The 15,471-nt window shown below is 64.2% G+C and carries 16 protein-coding genes; 6 read left to right on the plus strand and 10 right to left on the minus strand.

Translation table 11 applies throughout. The features are described 5' to 3' along the window. Positions 1-3: 3 nt before the first annotated feature. Genes ABIE49_RS30425 through ABIE49_RS30435 form a run of 3 tightly spaced genes read right to left on the minus strand, consistent with a single transcriptional unit; the run spans position 4 to position 4,759 of the window. Positions 4-2,814 (minus strand): DUF4159 domain-containing protein, encoded by a 2,811-nt coding sequence (locus tag ABIE49_RS30425; protein WP_192738611.1) that lies wholly within the window; start codon positions 2,812-2,814, stop codon positions 4-6. After that, positions 2,814-3,758 carry a DUF58 domain-containing protein gene (locus ABIE49_RS30430; RefSeq protein WP_192738544.1) on the minus strand — a complete coding sequence of 315 codons (945 nt, stop codon included), beginning with the start codon at positions 3,756-3,758 and terminating at the stop codon, positions 2,814-2,816. Before ABIE49_RS30430 ends, ABIE49_RS30425 begins: the two co-directional genes overlap by 1 nt. Then, positions 3,758-4,759 (minus strand): AAA family ATPase, encoded by a 1,002-nt coding sequence (locus ABIE49_RS30435; protein ID WP_192738545.1) that lies wholly within the window; start codon positions 4,757-4,759, stop codon positions 3,758-3,760. The genes ABIE49_RS30430 and ABIE49_RS30435 overlap by 1 nt, the downstream gene beginning before the upstream one ends. Positions 4,760-4,988: 229 nt before the next feature. On the opposite strand from ABIE49_RS30435, the gene ABIE49_RS30440 reads away from it, so the two are divergent. The 5 genes from ABIE49_RS30440 to ABIE49_RS30460 are packed head-to-tail and all read left to right on the plus strand — an operon-like array spanning position 4,989 to position 8,613. Then, positions 4,989-5,618 carry a DUF1285 domain-containing protein gene (locus ABIE49_RS30440; protein WP_192738546.1) on the plus strand — a complete coding sequence of 210 codons (630 nt, stop codon included), beginning with the start codon at positions 4,989-4,991 and terminating at the stop codon, positions 5,616-5,618. 8 nt (positions 5,619-5,626) lie between these two features. Beyond that, a complete protein-coding gene (locus tag ABIE49_RS30445) occupies positions 5,627-6,289 on the plus strand; it encodes a CoA pyrophosphatase (RefSeq protein WP_409363283.1) in 663 nt (220 codons plus the stop codon). After that, positions 6,286-6,564 carry a DUF6111 family protein gene (locus ABIE49_RS30450; RefSeq protein ID WP_192738548.1) on the plus strand — a complete coding sequence of 93 codons (279 nt, stop codon included), beginning with the start codon at positions 6,286-6,288 and terminating at the stop codon, positions 6,562-6,564. Before ABIE49_RS30445 ends, ABIE49_RS30450 begins: the two co-directional genes overlap by 4 nt. Beyond that, positions 6,561-7,832 carry a CCA tRNA nucleotidyltransferase gene (locus ABIE49_RS30455; RefSeq protein ID WP_192738549.1) on the plus strand — a complete coding sequence of 424 codons (1,272 nt, stop codon included), beginning with the start codon at positions 6,561-6,563 and terminating at the stop codon, positions 7,830-7,832. The genes ABIE49_RS30450 and ABIE49_RS30455 overlap by 4 nt, the downstream gene beginning before the upstream one ends. 10 nt (positions 7,833-7,842) lie before the next feature. Beyond that, positions 7,843-8,613 (plus strand): TSUP family transporter, encoded by a 771-nt coding sequence (locus ABIE49_RS30460; RefSeq protein ID WP_192738550.1) that lies wholly within the window; start codon positions 7,843-7,845, stop codon positions 8,611-8,613. An 85-nt stretch (positions 8,614-8,698) separates the two neighbouring features. Here the strand turns inward: ABIE49_RS30460 and ABIE49_RS30465 are convergent, their stop codons facing one another. The 7 genes from ABIE49_RS30465 to ABIE49_RS30495 form a co-directional block, all read right to left on the minus strand. Further along, on the minus strand, positions 8,699-8,974 hold the full coding sequence (locus ABIE49_RS30465; RefSeq protein ID WP_192738551.1) for a YodC family protein: 276 nt from the start codon (positions 8,972-8,974) through the stop codon (positions 8,699-8,701). A 211-nt stretch (positions 8,975-9,185) separates the two neighbouring features. Next, positions 9,186-9,908, minus strand: coding sequence for an HAD family hydrolase (locus ABIE49_RS30470; RefSeq protein WP_502915938.1), 723 nt, complete (start codon positions 9,906-9,908; stop codon positions 9,186-9,188). 20 nt (positions 9,909-9,928) lie between these two features. Continuing rightward, on the minus strand, positions 9,929-10,804 hold the full coding sequence (gene hemF, locus ABIE49_RS30475; RefSeq protein WP_192738613.1) for an oxygen-dependent coproporphyrinogen oxidase: 876 nt from the start codon (positions 10,802-10,804) through the stop codon (positions 9,929-9,931). A 195-nt stretch (positions 10,805-10,999) separates the two neighbouring features. Further along, positions 11,000-13,006, minus strand: coding sequence for a DNA/RNA non-specific endonuclease (locus ABIE49_RS30480; RefSeq protein WP_192738552.1), 2,007 nt, complete (start codon positions 13,004-13,006; stop codon positions 11,000-11,002). Positions 13,007-13,119: 113 nt separating this feature from the next. Beyond that, positions 13,120-13,485 (minus strand): 6-pyruvoyl trahydropterin synthase family protein, encoded by a 366-nt coding sequence (locus ABIE49_RS30485; RefSeq protein ID WP_192738553.1) that lies wholly within the window; start codon positions 13,483-13,485, stop codon positions 13,120-13,122. A 32-nt stretch (positions 13,486-13,517) separates the two neighbouring features. Further along, positions 13,518-14,150, minus strand: a complete 633-nt coding sequence (queE, locus tag ABIE49_RS30490) for a 7-carboxy-7-deazaguanine synthase (protein ID WP_192738554.1) — start codon at positions 14,148-14,150, stop codon at positions 13,518-13,520. A 35-nt stretch (positions 14,151-14,185) separates the two neighbouring features. Beyond that, positions 14,186-14,641 carry a tRNA (cytidine(34)-2'-O)-methyltransferase gene (locus ABIE49_RS30495; protein ID WP_192738555.1) on the minus strand — a complete coding sequence of 152 codons (456 nt, stop codon included), beginning with the start codon at positions 14,639-14,641 and terminating at the stop codon, positions 14,186-14,188. A gap of 278 nt (positions 14,642-14,919) precedes the next feature. On the opposite strand from ABIE49_RS30495, the gene petA reads away from it, so the two are divergent. Then, complete coding sequence (gene petA / locus ABIE49_RS30500) at positions 14,920-15,450, plus strand: ubiquinol-cytochrome c reductase iron-sulfur subunit (protein WP_192738556.1); 531 nt, start codon at positions 14,920-14,922, stop codon at positions 15,448-15,450. Positions 15,451-15,471: the final 21 nt, after the last annotated feature.

Here is a 15,471-nt window from a genome sequence, read left to right on the forward strand (position 1 = left end):
CCGTTATTGCCCCAACCGTTCGATGAGGGCAGGCGCGTGCACCTGGTCGGCCTTGTAGTTGCCGGTCAGCGTGTACATCACGATGTTGACGCCGGCGCGGAAGGCGAATTCGCGCTGGCGCGGCTCGCTCGGCGTCAGCGGCAGCATCGGCTGGCCGTCGGGACGGATCGCCCAGGCCCCCGCAAGATCGTTCGATGTGATGATGATAGGCGAGACGCCGTCGCCGCCGCGCGCGGGCCGCGATGCGGCTTCGTCGTCATCCTCGCGCGGCAGGGTTTCGACCCAGGTCTGGCCCGAGTTGAACCGGCCCGGAAAATCCCGCAGCAGATAAAACGTCTTGGTCAGCACGTGCTCGCGCGGCACCGGCTCGAGCTCGGGCACATCGAGCGAGGAGAGAATCTCGCGCAAGGTGCGCATGCCCGGCGTCTGCGATGCGCCGTTTTCGCCCGGCGGGGCCTCGATGGCGTCGCGGGTGTCGAATACGACCGTGCCGCCCTGCTTCATATAGGCGTCGATGCGGTTGATGGCGTCCTGCGGCGGTTTCGGCGCACCCGGTACCACCGGCCAGTAGATCAGCGGGAAGAACGCCAGCTCGTCGCGCGCGGGATCGATGCCGACGGGGTCGCCGGCTTCCAGCGCGGTGCGCTGGGCGAGAAACAGCGTCAGTCCCGACATGCCTGACTTGACGATGGAATCGACGTCGGCATTGCCGGTCACGACATAGGCGAGGCGCGTCTGCGAGACTGACTTGATCGCAAAATCGTCATTGTCGGCGGCGCGGAGCGGGGCGGGGGCGATCGACGTTGCGGCCAGGATCATCGCCAACACCATTGCTGCGGGTGCGGCACGTCGCCGCCACAGCGCGGCAAGGCCCGCGCCGAGCACGGCGACCACGATCGCATCGATCAGGAACAGCGCCAGCGATGACGACAACAGGATGCCGCGCAGATCGCGCGGTTCGGCGTTGGTGTAGCTGGCGCGCCGGGCGCGCAGCGAGGTCGTGTCGAGTGCTGCGATACGATCGGCGGAGGCCAGCGTGTTGACGGCGATCGGACCTTCGGCCGCGCCATAGAAGCCCGGCGGATGATCCGCGGTGGCGCGGTCGCGATAATCGGCCGGCATCGGCTTGGCGGTGGAGGGCGGCGGGCCGAATGCGCCAAAGCCATCGAGCGTGCGCAGCGGCGCCACGGTCTCGACATTTGTCGCTTCGCTGGCGACGCCCGCGCCCGGCTTTTGCGTGTAGCCGGACGTGTCGACCAGCCGCCGCAGCATCTCGACGAAGCTGCCGGACATCGGCAGGTCGGACCAGCGCGAGTCGGCGCCGACATGGAACAGGCTGAGGATGCCCTTGCCGCGATGTTCGCCGGTCACCAGCGGCGTGCCGTCTTCCAGCGAGGCCCAGCTCTTGGTTGCGAGCACGGCATCCGGTTCAGCCAGAACCTGGCGGTTGACGGTGACGTCCTTCGGTACCTGCAAGCCCGCGAACGGACCGTCGGCGGCGAACGAGGCCATATGCTGCGGCTTTTCCCAGGTCAGGCTGCCGCCAAGGCTGCGGCCGCCGCGGCGCAGCTTGACCGGCACCAGATCGTCATCGGCCTGAGCAAGACGAGGCCCTGCGAAACGCACCAGCACGCCGCCCTGATCGATCCAGGCGTTGAGGCGTTCGCGGATTTCCGGCGACAGCGTGCCGACATCGGCCAGCACGATCATCGGGAGTCGCTGATCGAGGAACTGTCCGATCACCTGCTGCGGCGCGCCGCGGTCGCCGAGCCGCACGTCGGCGAAAGGCGACAGCGCGCGGGTGAGATAGAAGGTGGAGGCGAGCAGCGGCTGTGCGGTGTCGCTGGTGGCGCCCGTGACGACGCCGATCGCGCGCCGCCGCCATCGCTTGTCGAGCAGCTGCACGGCGCCGGCGGATCGCTCGCCGGCGATTTCCAGCCGCGAGATGTCGTTGCGCAACTCGACCGGCAGCTCGAACGCGGCTTCGGCTTCGCGGTCCTGCGGTCCGAACGCATAACGGGCCTCGCCGATCGGCGAACCCTTGGCGTCGATCGCGCGCACCACGCCGGCGGCAATGTCGCTATTGGTGCGCAATACTTTCACCGTCATCTTCGCCGCGGCGTTTTCGGCGGCGACCAGCGCCAGGGCCGGGGATGCGCCGCCTTCATAGATCGTCAGCGTGCGGTCGCCGACCGTCTTGGCCAGCGCCTCCAGGAATTCGGCGCCGCGTCCGGTATCAACGCCGTCGGATAGCCAGGCCAGTTCGGCATCGCCGGTGGTCTTGAGGAAGCGATCGAGTGCGGCGAGCGTTTCGACGCGTTCGATCGAATAGGGCTTAGGCGCCAGCTGGCGCAGTGCGACGCGCGCCGTGCCGCCCGGCATCAGCGTGACGTCGCGCGCCGGCTCGGACAATGGTACCAGCGCGACGCCGCGGCGGTCATTGTCGGCATTGGCGATCAATTCGTCGGCGGCCTTGATCCGCGTTTCCCAGCTCGAGGCCGCGCTCCAGCCGTCATCGAGCAGGATCACCAGCGGCGCCCTGCTGCCGCCGGCGGCGGTCTGCGGATTCCAGATCGGACCTGCAGCGGCGAGGATCACCAGGGCTGCCGCGGTCAGGCGCAACAGCGTCAGCCACCACGGCGTCCGCGACGGGGTTTCTTCCTTGGGCTTGATGTCGAACAGTAGCCGCGTCGGCGGAAATTCGATCCGCCTCGGCCGCGGCGGCATCACCCGCAGCAGCCACCACAGCACCGGAAGGGACAACAGACCCAGCAGCAGCAGCGGTTGAGCAAAGGAGAGGGGCAGGCCCGCGATCATGCGCTTCGCCCCGCTTTGACGGTGTAGGAACGCGCCGCACCCTTGCTCACCATCATGCCCGAGTGCAGGAACAACAACAGCTCGGCCGCGGAGCGGCTGGTGGTATGGGTCGAAAACAGCCAGTCGAGCTTGTTGGTTTCGCCCCGGATCTCGTCGCGATGCAGCGCCACGCGCGCGACATAGTCGCTGGCCCAGCTCTCGGCACGGCCCGCGGTGATGACGCCGCCGCTTTCCGGTTCGACGAACTCGACGCGTCCGGAATAGGGAAAGGTCTCTTCGGCGGGATCGACGATCTGAATCAGCGTGCCATGCGCGCCGGAGGCCGACAGGCCCGCGAGCATGGTGTGTATTTCGCTCATCGGCGACCAGAAATCCGACAGCACGACGATCTCGGCCAGCGCCGACGGGATGAACGACGGCGGCAGGCTCGCGCGTGCGGCATCGTCATGCAGCATCGCCTGCGCCATCTTGTCGATGACGCTGCGGCTGGCGGTCGGGTTCATCAGGCCGGGGATGCCGACGCGTTCGCCGCCCGCGACCAAAAGTTCAGCCAGCGCGAAGGTCACGATCAGGCCGCGCTCCAGCTTGCTGTCGCGCGCCTGCTTCGAGGCAAAGGCCATCGACGGCGAGCGGTCGGGCCACACCCATACGGTATGCGCGGCCTCCCATTCCTGCTCGCGGACATAGAGATGATCGTCGCGCGCCGAGCGGCGCCAGTCGACGTTCTGCGACGGCTCGCCCGAGACGAAGCGGCGGTATTGCCAGAAACTTTCGCCGGAGCCGGCGCGGCGGCGGCCGTGCAGGCCGTGAATTACGTTGGCGGCGATGCGGCGGGCTTCAAGCACGAGACGCGGCAGCGATGCGGCGAGCGTACGGCTTTCGCCATCGGCACGTCGGATTGCTGTGATCTCCCCGTTGGCGTGCTTGGTCTCTGCGGCCATCAACCGATCCGCGTCTTCAATTGCTTGATCACGTCAGGAATGGTGCGGCCTTCCGCGCGCGCCGAGAAGGTCAGCGCCATGCGGTGTTTGAGCACCGGTTCGGCGAGGTCGAGCACGTCGTCGATCGAAGGCGCAAGGCGGCCGTCGAGCAACGCGCGGGCGCGGACCGCCAGCATCAGCGACTGGCTGGCGCGCGGACCGGGGCCCCAGGCGATCAGCTTCTCGCTCTCGCCATCCGGATTGGGACGTGCGGCCCGCACCAGCGAAAGAATGGCCTCGACGACGCTGTCGCCGACCGGCAGGCGGCGCACCAGCCGCTGGGCGGTGATCAGGATTTCCGCGTTCATGGAGGCCTTGGCGAGCGTCTCATCCGCGCCTGTCGTCTCGAACAGGATGCGGCGCTCGGCGTCGCGGTCAGGATAGTCGACGTCGATTTCCATCAGGAAGCGGTCGAGCTGGGCCTCCGGCAGCGGATAGGTGCCTTCCTGTTCCAGCGGGTTCTGGGTCGCGAGCACATGGAACGGCTTGGGCAGATCGTGCCGCGCGCCTGCAACCGTGATGTGCTGTTCCTGCATGGCTTGCAGCAGGGCCGACTGGGTGCGCGGGCTGGCACGGTTGATTTCGTCGGCCATCAGAAGCTGCGCGAATACCGGGCCGGAGATGAAGCGGAACGAGCGTTTGCCGGAGTTGCTCTCGTCCAGCACTTCGGCGCCGAGAATGTCAGACGGCATCAGGTCAGGCGTGAACTGGATGCGCTTGGCATCGAGACCGAGGGTGATGCCGAGAGTTTCGACCAGCTTGGTCTTGGCGAGGCCGGGGACACCGATCAGGAGCGCGTGGCCGCCGGACAGGATGGTTACCAAGGTGTTTTCGATCACCCGTTCCTGGCCGAAAATGACGGTGGAGATGGCTTCTTTCGCGGCCTTGATCTGGCCGGCGACTTGTTCGGCCGAACGGACGATTGCGTCCTCGAGCTTTTCAACACCATCTGCGCCAGGCATATCCATCTCCTTCACCGCTTCATGACCCCGCCGAATGCGTCGTCATGCCACGAACCTCATGCTAAACCTGCGCAAAGGCCATGTATTCGCTGAATTAAACTATCCCCACATTATCGGTATATGGGGGTATGAACGGCATCACGATATGGCGAGAATATTGTTCCCGCTCACGTCTCTCGGACGTGCACCAATCGTGCCAGATTGAGCCGCAGAAGCTTTAAGGCAAACAATGGCGAAGCAAGGGCAAACCAGCAAACCAGGCCGTGAAAACACCGGTCTCGAAGGTCTGACCGCTGCAGCGACCGACGCCGCAAAGGCCAGCCCCGCCGGACGCGGCCTGCCACCGGTGCATCTGTGGAATCCGCCATTTTGCGGCGATCTCGACATGCGAATCGCCGGCGATGGCACGTGGTTCTACATGGGCACGCCAATCGGCCGGCCGGCGCTGGTCCGGCTGTTTTCAACCATCCTGAAGCGCGAGGACGGCAAGCACTTTCTCGTGACCCCGGTCGAGAAGGTCGGCATCCGTGTCGACGATGCGCCGTTCCTGGCGGTCGAAATGCAGAACGAGCAGAGCGAGGGCGGTGGCCGCCTGCTGCGCTTCCGCACCAATGTGGACGATTGGGTGCCTTGTGATGCCGGGCACCGGTTGCGGTTCGAGATGGCTGCCGATGGCGGACTCACGCCCTATCTCCACGTCCGCAGCGATCTCTGGGCCAAGGTCACCCGCGCGCTCTACTACGATCTGGTTGACATGGGGGAAGAGCGGGTGGTCGATGGACAGCCAATGTTCGGAATCGAATCCGGCGGCGAATTCTTCGCGATGGCCGATGCGAAGCAGGTGAGGGACGCGCTTTGAACGAGCCGATGCTGAAGAAGTTGGAACCGGCTGCGGTCAGCTCGGCGGAATTCTTCGCGCGGACCAAGGCGCGGCTGAACTTCGACGTCCCGCCCGGCCTGATCGATCCGAATATCATTCCCAGAACCGGCGACGAGGGCAATGATCGGATGCTTGAGATCATCGCCCAGGAACAGCCGGTGCGGCCGGCGGCGGTGCTGATCCCGGTGGTCGATCATCCGGAGCCGACGGTGCTGCTGACGCAGCGCTCGGAGCATTTGAGCAGCCATGCCGGCCAGATTTCGTTTCCCGGCGGCAAGATCGATGCGACCGATGCTTCGCCGATGGATGCTGCCTTGCGCGAGGCCGACGAGGAAGTCGGGCTGAAGCGCGACTTCATCGAGCCGATCGGCTATCTCGATCTCTATGGCACCGCGTTCGGCTTTCGCATCCTGCCGACGGTGGCGCGGGTGAAGCCCGGGTTCAAACTGGACATCAACGAGGGCGAGGTCGTTGACGCCTTCGAGGTGCCACTGGCGTTCCTGATGAACCCGGAGAACCACCAGATCCACTCCAAGGAATTCCGCGGCATGGAGCGCTCCTATTACGCGATGCCGTTCGCCGAACGTTACATCTGGGGCGCGACCGCCGGCATCCTGCGGGTATTGTACGAGCGGATTTATCTCGCATGATCCGTCCGGTACTGACCGAACTTGCAATTTTTCTGATCCCGTTCGCGGCCTATGCACTGTTCCTGCTTGCAACGCGTTCCGGCGTGCTGGCGAAATCTTCATGGCCGGCGCATCTCGTCGCCAAGCTCGTGCTGGGGTCGCTGCTGCTCGTGATCATCAGTTTCGTCCTGCTCGCGCATTTCAGAGGCGCGCCGCCGGATTCGACCTACGTTCCCGCGCACCTCGAGAACGGCAAATTCGTTCCGGGGACCGATAGACCTGGAGCCGGAAAATGAGCGAGGTGCGCGTGCTCGCCAACACGCCCTGGCTCAAATCAGGACCGGCGGCCCGCGTGCTCGCTCTGCTCAATGGCGATGGCGAGGAGGCTCGCGTGGTCGGCGGTGCCGTCCGCAATGCGCTTCTGAACATCCCGCCCGGCGATCTCGACATCGCCACCACGGCGCTGCCTGATGAAGTGGCGCGTCGCGCCAAGACGGCGGGCATCAAATGTGTGCCGACCGGCATCGAGCATGGCACCGTGACGCTGGTGGTCGACGCCGTGCCGTTCGAGGTCACGACCTTGCGCGAGGATACCGAGACCTTTGGCCGCAAGGCCAAGGTCGCGTTCGGCCGCGACTGGGTTCGCGATGCGGAACGGCGCGACTTCACCATCAACGGCCTCTCTGTCGATGCCGACGGCGTCGTGCACGATCATGTCGGCGGGCTCGCCGACATCGCGGCCCGTCGCGTGCGCTTCATCGGCGATGCCGGCCAGCGCATCGCCGAGGATTATTTGCGCATCCTGCGGTTCTTCCGCATGAACGCCGTCTATGGCGTGGGCGCGCCCGACCGCACCGGCTATCTCGCCTGCATCGGCGGCCGTGCGGGACTGGCCAGTCTCTCCGCCGAACGCGTGCGGATGGAAATGCTGAAGATCATGGTCGCGGAGGGCGCGCTGGTCGCCGTCACCGCGATGGCGGATGCCGGTCTTCTGCAAGCGATCTTCGGCGGCGTCACCTACACGGGACCGATGGCTGCGATGATATCGGCGGAGCGTATGCTGGGGCTGACGCCGAGCCCGGTGCGCAGGCTTGGCGCGCTCTCGGTGGCGGTAACCGAGGACGCCAAGCGTGTTGCGGCGCGGCTGCGTCTGACCAACGCGGAAGCCAAGGCGCTGGATTCCATGGGTCACCGCTGGTGGCGGCTCGCCGACATGGACGAGGCGAGGGCGCGGCGGCGGCTCTACCGGCTCGGCGAGGAACAATATCGCGACCGGCTGCTGCTGGCCTGGGCGCGCTCCGGGGGGAGCCAGGACTTCGCTGACAATCGCACCGCCTATTGGCGTGAATTTGCCACCCTGCCGCAGCGCTGGAGCGCGCCGAAATTCCTGCTGAAGGCGGCTGATTTCATCGCGCGCGGCATTGCCGAGGGCCCGGCGCTCGGCCACGTGCTGACGCTGGCCGAGGACGCCTGGCTGGCGGCGGATTTTCCGCTCGATCAACCCGCGCTGTCGGCCATTGCCGACCAGACCGTCGCCCGCTTCACCCGCGACCACCGGCTGTGAAACGGCAACCGTGAATATTCTCGCAGGCTTTGCCGACATCTCGATCGTCCAGCTGTTGCTGGTCGCCGGCGTGGCGTTGTTTGCTTCCGTGGTCGGCGGCCTTGCCGGTTACGGCACCGGCGCGCTGATGCCGCTGGTGCTGGTGCCGTTGATCGGCGCCGAGCCTGTCGTGCCGATCATCGCGATCTCCTCGATCTTCACCAATATCAGCCGCTTCGTCGCCTATGTCCGTTATGCCGACCGCCGCCGCGCGCTGATCGTGATATCGGCCGCGGCGTTGACCACAGCGCTCGGGGCTTACGGCTATACGCGGCTGTCCGGTGCCGGCGCGGCGCTGGTGATCGGCAGCATGCTGATCCTGAGCGTGCCGCTGCGCCGTTTTGCCAAGCGCCGCGATATCAGGATCAGCGACGCCGGACTTGGCGCCAGCGCGGTCGGCTATGGCGTGGTGGTCGGTGGCACCTCGGGCTCCGGCGTAATCCTGCTGTCGCTGTTGATGGCGGTCGGCCTCGAAGGCGCAGCCGTAATCGCCACCGATGCCGTGATCTCGGTTGCGACCTCAATCATCAAGATTTCGGTGTTTGGCCTGGCCGGCGCCGTCACCGCGCAGGTGCTCGCCTTTGCAATCCTGATCGGGGCTATCTCGGTCCCCGGCGCGTTCCTCGCCAAGGCCTTTGTCGAGCGCATGCCGGTGCATATCCACACCGCGATCCTCGATGCTGCCGTCATCACCGGCGGCGTGGTGATGATCTCAACCGCCGCGCCGTCTCTCTTCGGCTAGCTCTCTTCGATTCGACCGTCGGGTGGAATGCCCAGGGAAAAGGATACCGCCGGGTATCCTGACCCGGCGGTATCGCAGGGAGTTATTACGCTACCTTCTTGCTCTTTTTCTTCTTGTGGTCGTCGTCCTCATCTTCGTCGTCTTCGCTCTCGTCTTCATCCTGATCGTCTTCGTCCTGATCTTCGTCTTCAGCATCATCGATTTCGGCAGGCTCGAGGACCGCCTTGGGAAGCGTTTCGCGAAACAGATCGCCTTCGCCGCCCATCCACAGGCACTCGACCGTGTCGTCGTTGACCTCGGCCACCGTCAGCGGGTGACCGCCGGATTTCAGAATAACAACATCGCCTGGCTTCAATTCCATTATCTTCCCTCCGCGCTGATTGACGCGCTTGGCAAGCTAGCGATCGGTCATGACAGGCCGATCACGGCCGGCGGTTTTCGCGGTGGAGATTTGAGTGGTGGAACCGAAGCTCTAGACTCTTGTTTGACGCGTTTTCTACCGCAGATAAGTCTACGCAATCTGCGCAAGCTTGATTGCTATGCGAACCGGTATCCACTTCGCTGAAAACGCTCTACGGCAACAGTTCCGTCAGCGAGCGGATGATGCGGTCGGGCTTGATCGTCGAATCCGCGGGCAGGCCGTCGCCGTGCACGTCGATCCAGATCGCGTAGATGCCGAGGCGCTGCGGCGCCACGACTTCCCATTCCAGATTGTCGCCGATCATCCAGGTCTCGGGCGCGGTGACGCCGAGGGCCTCCATCGCGTGCAGATAGGCGCGCTCTTCCGGCTTGCCGAACCCGTGCTCGCCCTCGATCTGGATGTGATCGAACCGGTGCGACAGCGCGAAACGTTCGACCTTGGCGCGCTGCGGACCGGCGGCGCCGTTGGTCACCAGCGCCAGCTTCACCCCGTGCGCCTTCAGCGCGTCGATCGCGTCGTGCGCGCCCGGGAAGACGAACATCTCTTCCTCGCGGTAGGCATGGAACCGGATGGCGAGCCGTGCGGCGAGATCCGGCGACAGCGGCGCGTGGCCGGCGGCGGCAAGCGCTGCAAATCCGTTGCCGACCACGATATGTCGGGCCTCCTCGAGCTTCAGCCGCCACTCGGCTGCGGCCGCGGCCCAGAATTTCCGGCCGGACTCCACGATCGCCGCGGCGACCTGTTGCGGTGTGATGGCACCCAGCTCATCGGCAAATTCCGCCGCGACATTGTTCCAGGCGATCTCGGGGCGGCCATAGGCCGACAGGATGGTGTCGTCCATGTCGATCAGCATCGCGCGAGGCAGTTGTGTCATCTTGTCCAGGGCCATCCTGTTCAGGGCCATTTCACTTCGGGCGGCATCGACGACAGGATTGAATCGACGTTGCCGCCGGTCTTCAGGCCAAAGGTGGTGCCGCGGTCGTAGAGCAGATTGAATTCGACGTAGCGTCCGCGGCGCACAAGTTGCTCGTCGCGATCGGCCGGCGTCCACGGTGTTTCGAAGTTCTTCCGTACCAGCTTGGGATAGATTTTCAAAAAGGCGCGGCCGACGTCCTGGGTGAAGGCGAGGTCGGCATCCCAGTCGCCGGAATCGTGATGATCATAGAAGATGCCGCCGATGCCGCGCGCTTCCTTGCGATGCGGCAGGTAGAAATACTCGTCGCACCATTTCTTGTATCGGTCGTAATCGGCAACGCCGTTCGGCCCGGTGCAGGCCTGCTTCATCGCCGCGTGAAAGGCGATGGTGTCGGCGTCTTCCTGGCTGCGGCGCCGGTCGAGCACCGGCGTCAGGTCGGCGCCGCCGCCGAACCACGCTTTCGTCGTCACCACGAAGCGGGTATTCATATGCACGGCGGGAACGTGCGGGTTACGCATATGCGCGATGACAGAAATACCGGATGCCCAGAATCTGGGGTCATCGGTGGCGCCCGGAATCTGCGAGCGGAATTCGGGGCTGAATTCGCCATGAACCGTCGAGCAATGCACGCCGACCTTCTCGAACAGCCGTCCGTACATCATCGACATCACGCCGCCGCCGCCGGGCTTGCCGGTGTGGTCGGCACGGTCCCACAGCGTGCGCACGAAGCGCCCCGCGCTGCCGGGATAGAGCGAGGCGGGCGCATCGTCTTCCAGCCGTTCGAAGGCCGCGCAGATGTCGTTGCGCAGCGCCTCGAACCAGCCCCGCGCCCGTTGTTTTTGAACGTCGATCATTGACATCGCAAGCGATATCCTCCGGCTGCAACCATCGTGGGCCTTGCATAGCACTGCGGCAAGGCGCGCGCGGCTTTGGTATCCCACAATTGGCGGGATGTCTCTTGCGAGATCACGCAGCCGCGTTATGCAGCCGCGCGCGACTTGGCAAGCGCGGTGGTTCGGATGATGGCCTCGGACGCGAGGACGTGGAACTCAGAACGCAATGTCCTCCGGCCCGCGGATCGGACGAGCCGAGGCTGCGGTAGTTGTCTCGACGCTACCCATACGGTCCATCCTGCGAAGCTTGCCGAAGTCGAGACCCGTCAGTTCCTCGATCAACGCAATCGGGCGCTGGAATACGCGCGCCTCATCGACGCTGTACGGATTGTAGCGCGTCGCTTCGAAGATCGGCTTGATCGTGGAGGTCTGTTCCACGATGAACCCCGTAACCGACGCCGAGCCATCGGCGCGCTTGAACACGGCTATTTTCCAGAACGACCAGGGAATTTGCCAGGGGCCTCCCTTGAGGCCTTCACCGTAGAAGCTGTCATCTGGTCTCAGGATGGGCCCGGTCATGATCGACACTTTGTGGTCGCGCTGATCGGCTCGCGCCAGAACGAAATCCTCAAGATTGCCCCATGTTTCGCTGTTGTAAACGTGCTCCTGAGGCGCTGCGTTGGTGTAGTGATAGGTATCCGCCGCTGCGCGATCGGCCACCTCTTGCGTTCCCCAAACCGGGTCAAGGCGGCGTACCAAATGGCCGCGGTCAATCTGAACGGTCTTGCCCGGCACCTTGCCGTAGACCTCCGCCAGGGTTTGTTCGCTGTCTGGCAAGCGTTTGTCACGCCTCCAGCCGGGACTGGCGTTCGACGATTTCAGCGTCTTCCCCTCAATATTCACGGCGGTCCAGGCCGCCAGACGCCGTTCGGCATGCATGGCCAGGCTGAAATGGGTGTAATCGAACACCGTCTTGTTGTTGGTGTTGTTGGTCGCCAGCGTTCCCTTGAAAGTGCTTCCCGTTTTCGGCAGCGGCACGGGCAGATCCGCACCCAGAAATTTCGGATCGTAGCCGAGCGAAGCGACAAAAGCGCGATCCGTAAAGCGCGTGGATTCGAAGGCCGGTGCGTCGGGGATATTCGGAATTGCTTCCCACTTTTGCGGAGCCCGCTCGTCGCGGGAGCGGCGTGGCCGCTGTCCGACGTGCGGATCGTACGCGAGCATGGCCATAATCTTCGCCGCATCGGCGTTGAACGGGGCAGCAGTCTTGATGCTATCCCACAAGGCGCTGATCCGAATGCCTTCGTTGGCAATCCAGACCCTCGCGTCTTCACCCTGGTCCTCGGTCCAGACTTCGCCGCGTTTGTTGATCGGCCGGTTTTGCGCATCGCGGTCGCCGATGGCCTGGTGGTGGATCGCGACCACATCCCATTGGTCGTTGAAAATCGGCGAGCCGGACGATCCGGGTTCGGTATCGGCCGTATAGTGCATGAAGGCCGGATTGAGGTTGGGAAACTTCGCCTTGTCGAGTTCGATGATGCGATTTTCTCGCACGACTACCTGCTTGGTGCCACCCTGGGGATGCTGGATAATCGAGACATGCTCATTGATGAGGGCCTTGCCGCTGACGGGCATGAGCGGCAGCACGCCGAAATCGGTGATTGGTGTGCCGTCGTGGCCCATTGGCGAGATGCCGACGATTGTGAAGTCAAGATCGACGCTGGTGTAAAAGGCTTCGCCCGGTATGAACGGAAAAATGCGCCCCCGGGTTTCGACAAAGTTGGAATCGAGCTGATAGTCGAATTCAGCGAGACTGCGGCTGGCGGTTTCCGGATCGGGCAGGACGTGATTATTGGTTATCAGCAGGTTCGGCGTGATTAGAAATCCGGTCGCGTAATCCGGTGGGCCCGCTACCTGGCCGAGCGTTTTGATGCGGCAGACCGCCTTGGCGGTCTGAAGCCCGCGCGCAAAGAAATTCACGCTCACGATATTGCGCTTGCCGATCAGTCGCTCGAGTGCTTTCGGATCGTTGCGGCTGATCAGGTCGAGCCTGAAGGCGATGCGAGCCGCAGTATCGATCTCGGCCAATTTGGATTCGATGGACGGGTCAGACTTCGGCGCTTTCCGATCCTCAGCCTTCTGCTTGTCGACAGCTTCCTTTGCTGCCAGCGTCAAACCGGCTTGGTCGTTCGCTTGCTGTGTCTGCGGATCAACACGGGCCATCTCAATCACCAAGCCGGGCGCGCGGAGCGGGATGCTCGCGAGGCGTTGGTGTAAGTTGCCAGAACTGTAGATTACACGCTAGGGTCGTTTTGACGCAATCGACTGCGTACGGTCTAGCCTTGCGGGCCGTAATAAGTGCAGCTCTCGTTGCAGCTATCGCGGTGGACACTGACGCGGGTGATCTTTCCGGCGTGCTGGACCCGCTCCCAGATGAAGCGGGACAGGTTTTCCAGCGTCGGCGGGCCAAGCGCCTCGACCTTGTTGAGCAGCTTGTGGTCAAGCGTCTTCTGGACCTCCGCCATGCTGCGTTCGAGCAGGCCGAGATCGAGTACCATCCCCGTGGCGGGATCGGGCGTGCCGCGCATGCTCACTTCGGCGCGAAACGAGTGGCCGTGGATTTCCTCACTGGCCTCGCCAAACGTCGTTCCCGGCAGCGAATGCGCGGCCTCGAAGCGAAACGATTTCGTCAGTTCCCACATTGTGAAAGCTCAAATCCTGTCTGATGCCAGTACTACCTGATACCGAGTGTCTTGTGTGTCTGCAGGCTGAGTCGCCATTGCGGGTGCTGCAGGCAATAGTCGATTGCGCTTGCGGTGTTTGCGGCCACGTCGGGTCCATCCATCGGCTGCAGCGAGAAGCGCTCGAAGGCGAGACCTTCGAATTGCTCGGGCGCTGCACCCGCTTGCGGATAGACCAGCTTCAACTCTTGGCCCCGGCGCACCACGAGATCGGAGCCGGCTTTCGGGCTGACGCAGACCCAGTCCATGCCCTCGGGCGGCTCGATGGTGCCGTTGGTTTCGATGCCGATCTCGAAGCCGCGCGCATGCAGCGCGTCGATGAACGGTGTGTCCACCTGCAGCAGCGGCTCGCCGCCGGTCAGCACGACGTAGCGGTTGGCGTTGGCACCGGTCCATTGCGCGGCGATGGTATCGGCGAGCTCATCGGCCGAGGCGTAGCGGCCGCCCAGCGTGCCGTCGGTGCCGACGAAATCGGTGTCGCAGAATTTGCACGTGGCGGAGCTGCGGTCCTGTTCGCGACCGGTCCAGAGGTTGCAGCCGGCGAAACGGCAAAACACGGCCGCACGGCCGGCATGCGCGCCTTCGCCTTGCAGGGTCAGAAATATCTCTTTGACCGCGTAACTCACCATCTCTCCATCAGGTCTCGATCAGGTCTTCTCAATCAAGTTTTGGAACCGGTTTGCCGCAGCGCCTCGCCCAATGCCATGGCGGCCGCCATCGCGACGTTGAGCGAACGCAGGCCCGGCTTGATCGGGATCACCAGCCGCGCATCGGCGACGCCGGCGACCTCGTCGGGGACCCCCGCGGATTCCCGCCCGAACAGCAGGACGTCGTCCCGCTGGTAGCGGTAATCCAGATAGGAACCGGCGCCCTTGGTCGTAAACAGGACCAGCCGGAAACCCCCGTCGTTACGCCATTGTTCGAATTTTGACCATGAGTCGTGGCGTGTAATAGCGACATGGTCGAGATAGTCCATGCCGGAGCGGCGGAAATGCCGGTCGGAGACCGGAAAGCCTGCGGGCTCGATAATGTGGGCCGCGACATCCAGGCATGCGCACAGGCGCAGAATCGTTCCGGTGTTCTGGGGGATATCGGGCTGGAAAAGCGCAATCTGCATGATGTTGGCGGCCTGTGAAGCCCTGATGAAATGACTGAAAAATCACAGCTCGGCGCGGATTTAGTGCATTGCACGCTTGCGAGCCGATAGCGGGCTTGCGCTCTTACGGCAAGGGTGCCAATAGAACGATTCTGGATTGCTTGTTCCGCCGGATTTGGCGGGGAAAAGTGGTCTTTCTGCCGCCGCGGGGGCCGCGGGCGCCGGCAGCCTCTTCTGGGTGCGTTTTCAGCGTTTCAGGGGCGGTTCCGCTGGCTGCAGATGAGAAAGGGCTTGGAATCGTGACGACAGCGTCTTCGGCGGACCATCCGACACGCCGTGATTTTCTTTTTGTTGCAACGGGAGCCGTCGCCGCCGTAGGCGCCGCGGCCGCAGTTTGGCCGCTCGTTGCCCAGATGAACCCGGACGCCGCGACGATCGCGGCCGGTGCGCCGATCGAGGTCGATCTGACGCCGATCGCCGAGGGGCAGGACATCAAGGTGTTCTGGCGCGGCAAGCCGATCTACATCAGCCATCGCACCAAGAAGCAGATCGAAGAGGCGCAGAAGGTCTCGCTGTCGAGCCTGCCCGATCCGCAGCCCGACTCGGCACGCGTCAAGGCGGGCCACGACCAGTGGCTGGTCGTGATCGGCATCTGCACCCATCTCGGCTGCATCCCGATCGCCCATGAGGGCAGTTACGACGGCTTCTTCTGCCCCTGCCACGGTTCGGTGTACGACACCTCGGGCCGCATCCGCTCGGGACCGGCGCCCAGCAACTTGCCGGTGCCGCCCTACACGTTCGTTTCCGACACCAAAATCCAGATCGGCTAAGGCCCGGACGCCCGTCCGGGA

The organism is Bradyrhizobium sp. OAE829, assembly GCF_040546575.1.
Taxonomy (GTDB): domain Bacteria; phylum Pseudomonadota; class Alphaproteobacteria; order Rhizobiales; family Xanthobacteraceae; genus Bradyrhizobium.

Coding starts and splice junctions, on each gene's coding strand:
- ABIE49_RS30455 (WP_192738549.1), top strand. CDS start 6,561: ATGAGCGAGGTGCGCGTGCTCGCCAACACGCCCTGGCTCAAATCAGGA.
- ABIE49_RS30450 (WP_192738548.1), top strand. CDS start 6,286: ATGATCCGTCCGGTACTGACCGAACTTGCAATTTTTCTGATCCCGTTC.
- ABIE49_RS30485 (WP_192738553.1), bottom strand. CDS start 13,485: ATGTGGGAACTGACGAAATCGTTTCGCTTCGAGGCCGCGCATTCGCTG.
- hemF (WP_192738613.1), bottom strand. CDS start 10,804: ATGATCGACGTTCAAAAACAACGGGCGCGGGGCTGGTTCGAGGCGCTG.
- ABIE49_RS30435 (WP_192738545.1), bottom strand. CDS start 4,759: ATGCCTGGCGCAGATGGTGTTGAAAAGCTCGAGGACGCAATCGTCCGT.
- ABIE49_RS30465 (WP_192738551.1), bottom strand. CDS start 8,974: ATGGAATTGAAGCCAGGCGATGTTGTTATTCTGAAATCCGGCGGTCAC.
- ABIE49_RS30440 (WP_192738546.1), top strand. CDS start 4,989: ATGGCGAAGCAAGGGCAAACCAGCAAACCAGGCCGTGAAAACACCGGT.
- ABIE49_RS30430 (WP_192738544.1), bottom strand. CDS start 3,758: ATGGCCGCAGAGACCAAGCACGCCAACGGGGAGATCACAGCAATCCGA.
- ABIE49_RS30480 (WP_192738552.1), bottom strand. CDS start 13,006: ATGGCCCGTGTTGATCCGCAGACACAGCAAGCGAACGACCAAGCCGGT.
- ABIE49_RS30495 (WP_192738555.1), bottom strand. CDS start 14,641: ATGCAGATTGCGCTTTTCCAGCCCGATATCCCCCAGAACACCGGAACG.
- ABIE49_RS30470 (WP_502915938.1), bottom strand. CDS start 9,908: ATGACACAACTGCCTCGCGCGATGCTGATCGACATGGACGACACCATC.
- ABIE49_RS30445 (WP_409363283.1), top strand. CDS start 5,627: ATGCTGAAGAAGTTGGAACCGGCTGCGGTCAGCTCGGCGGAATTCTTC.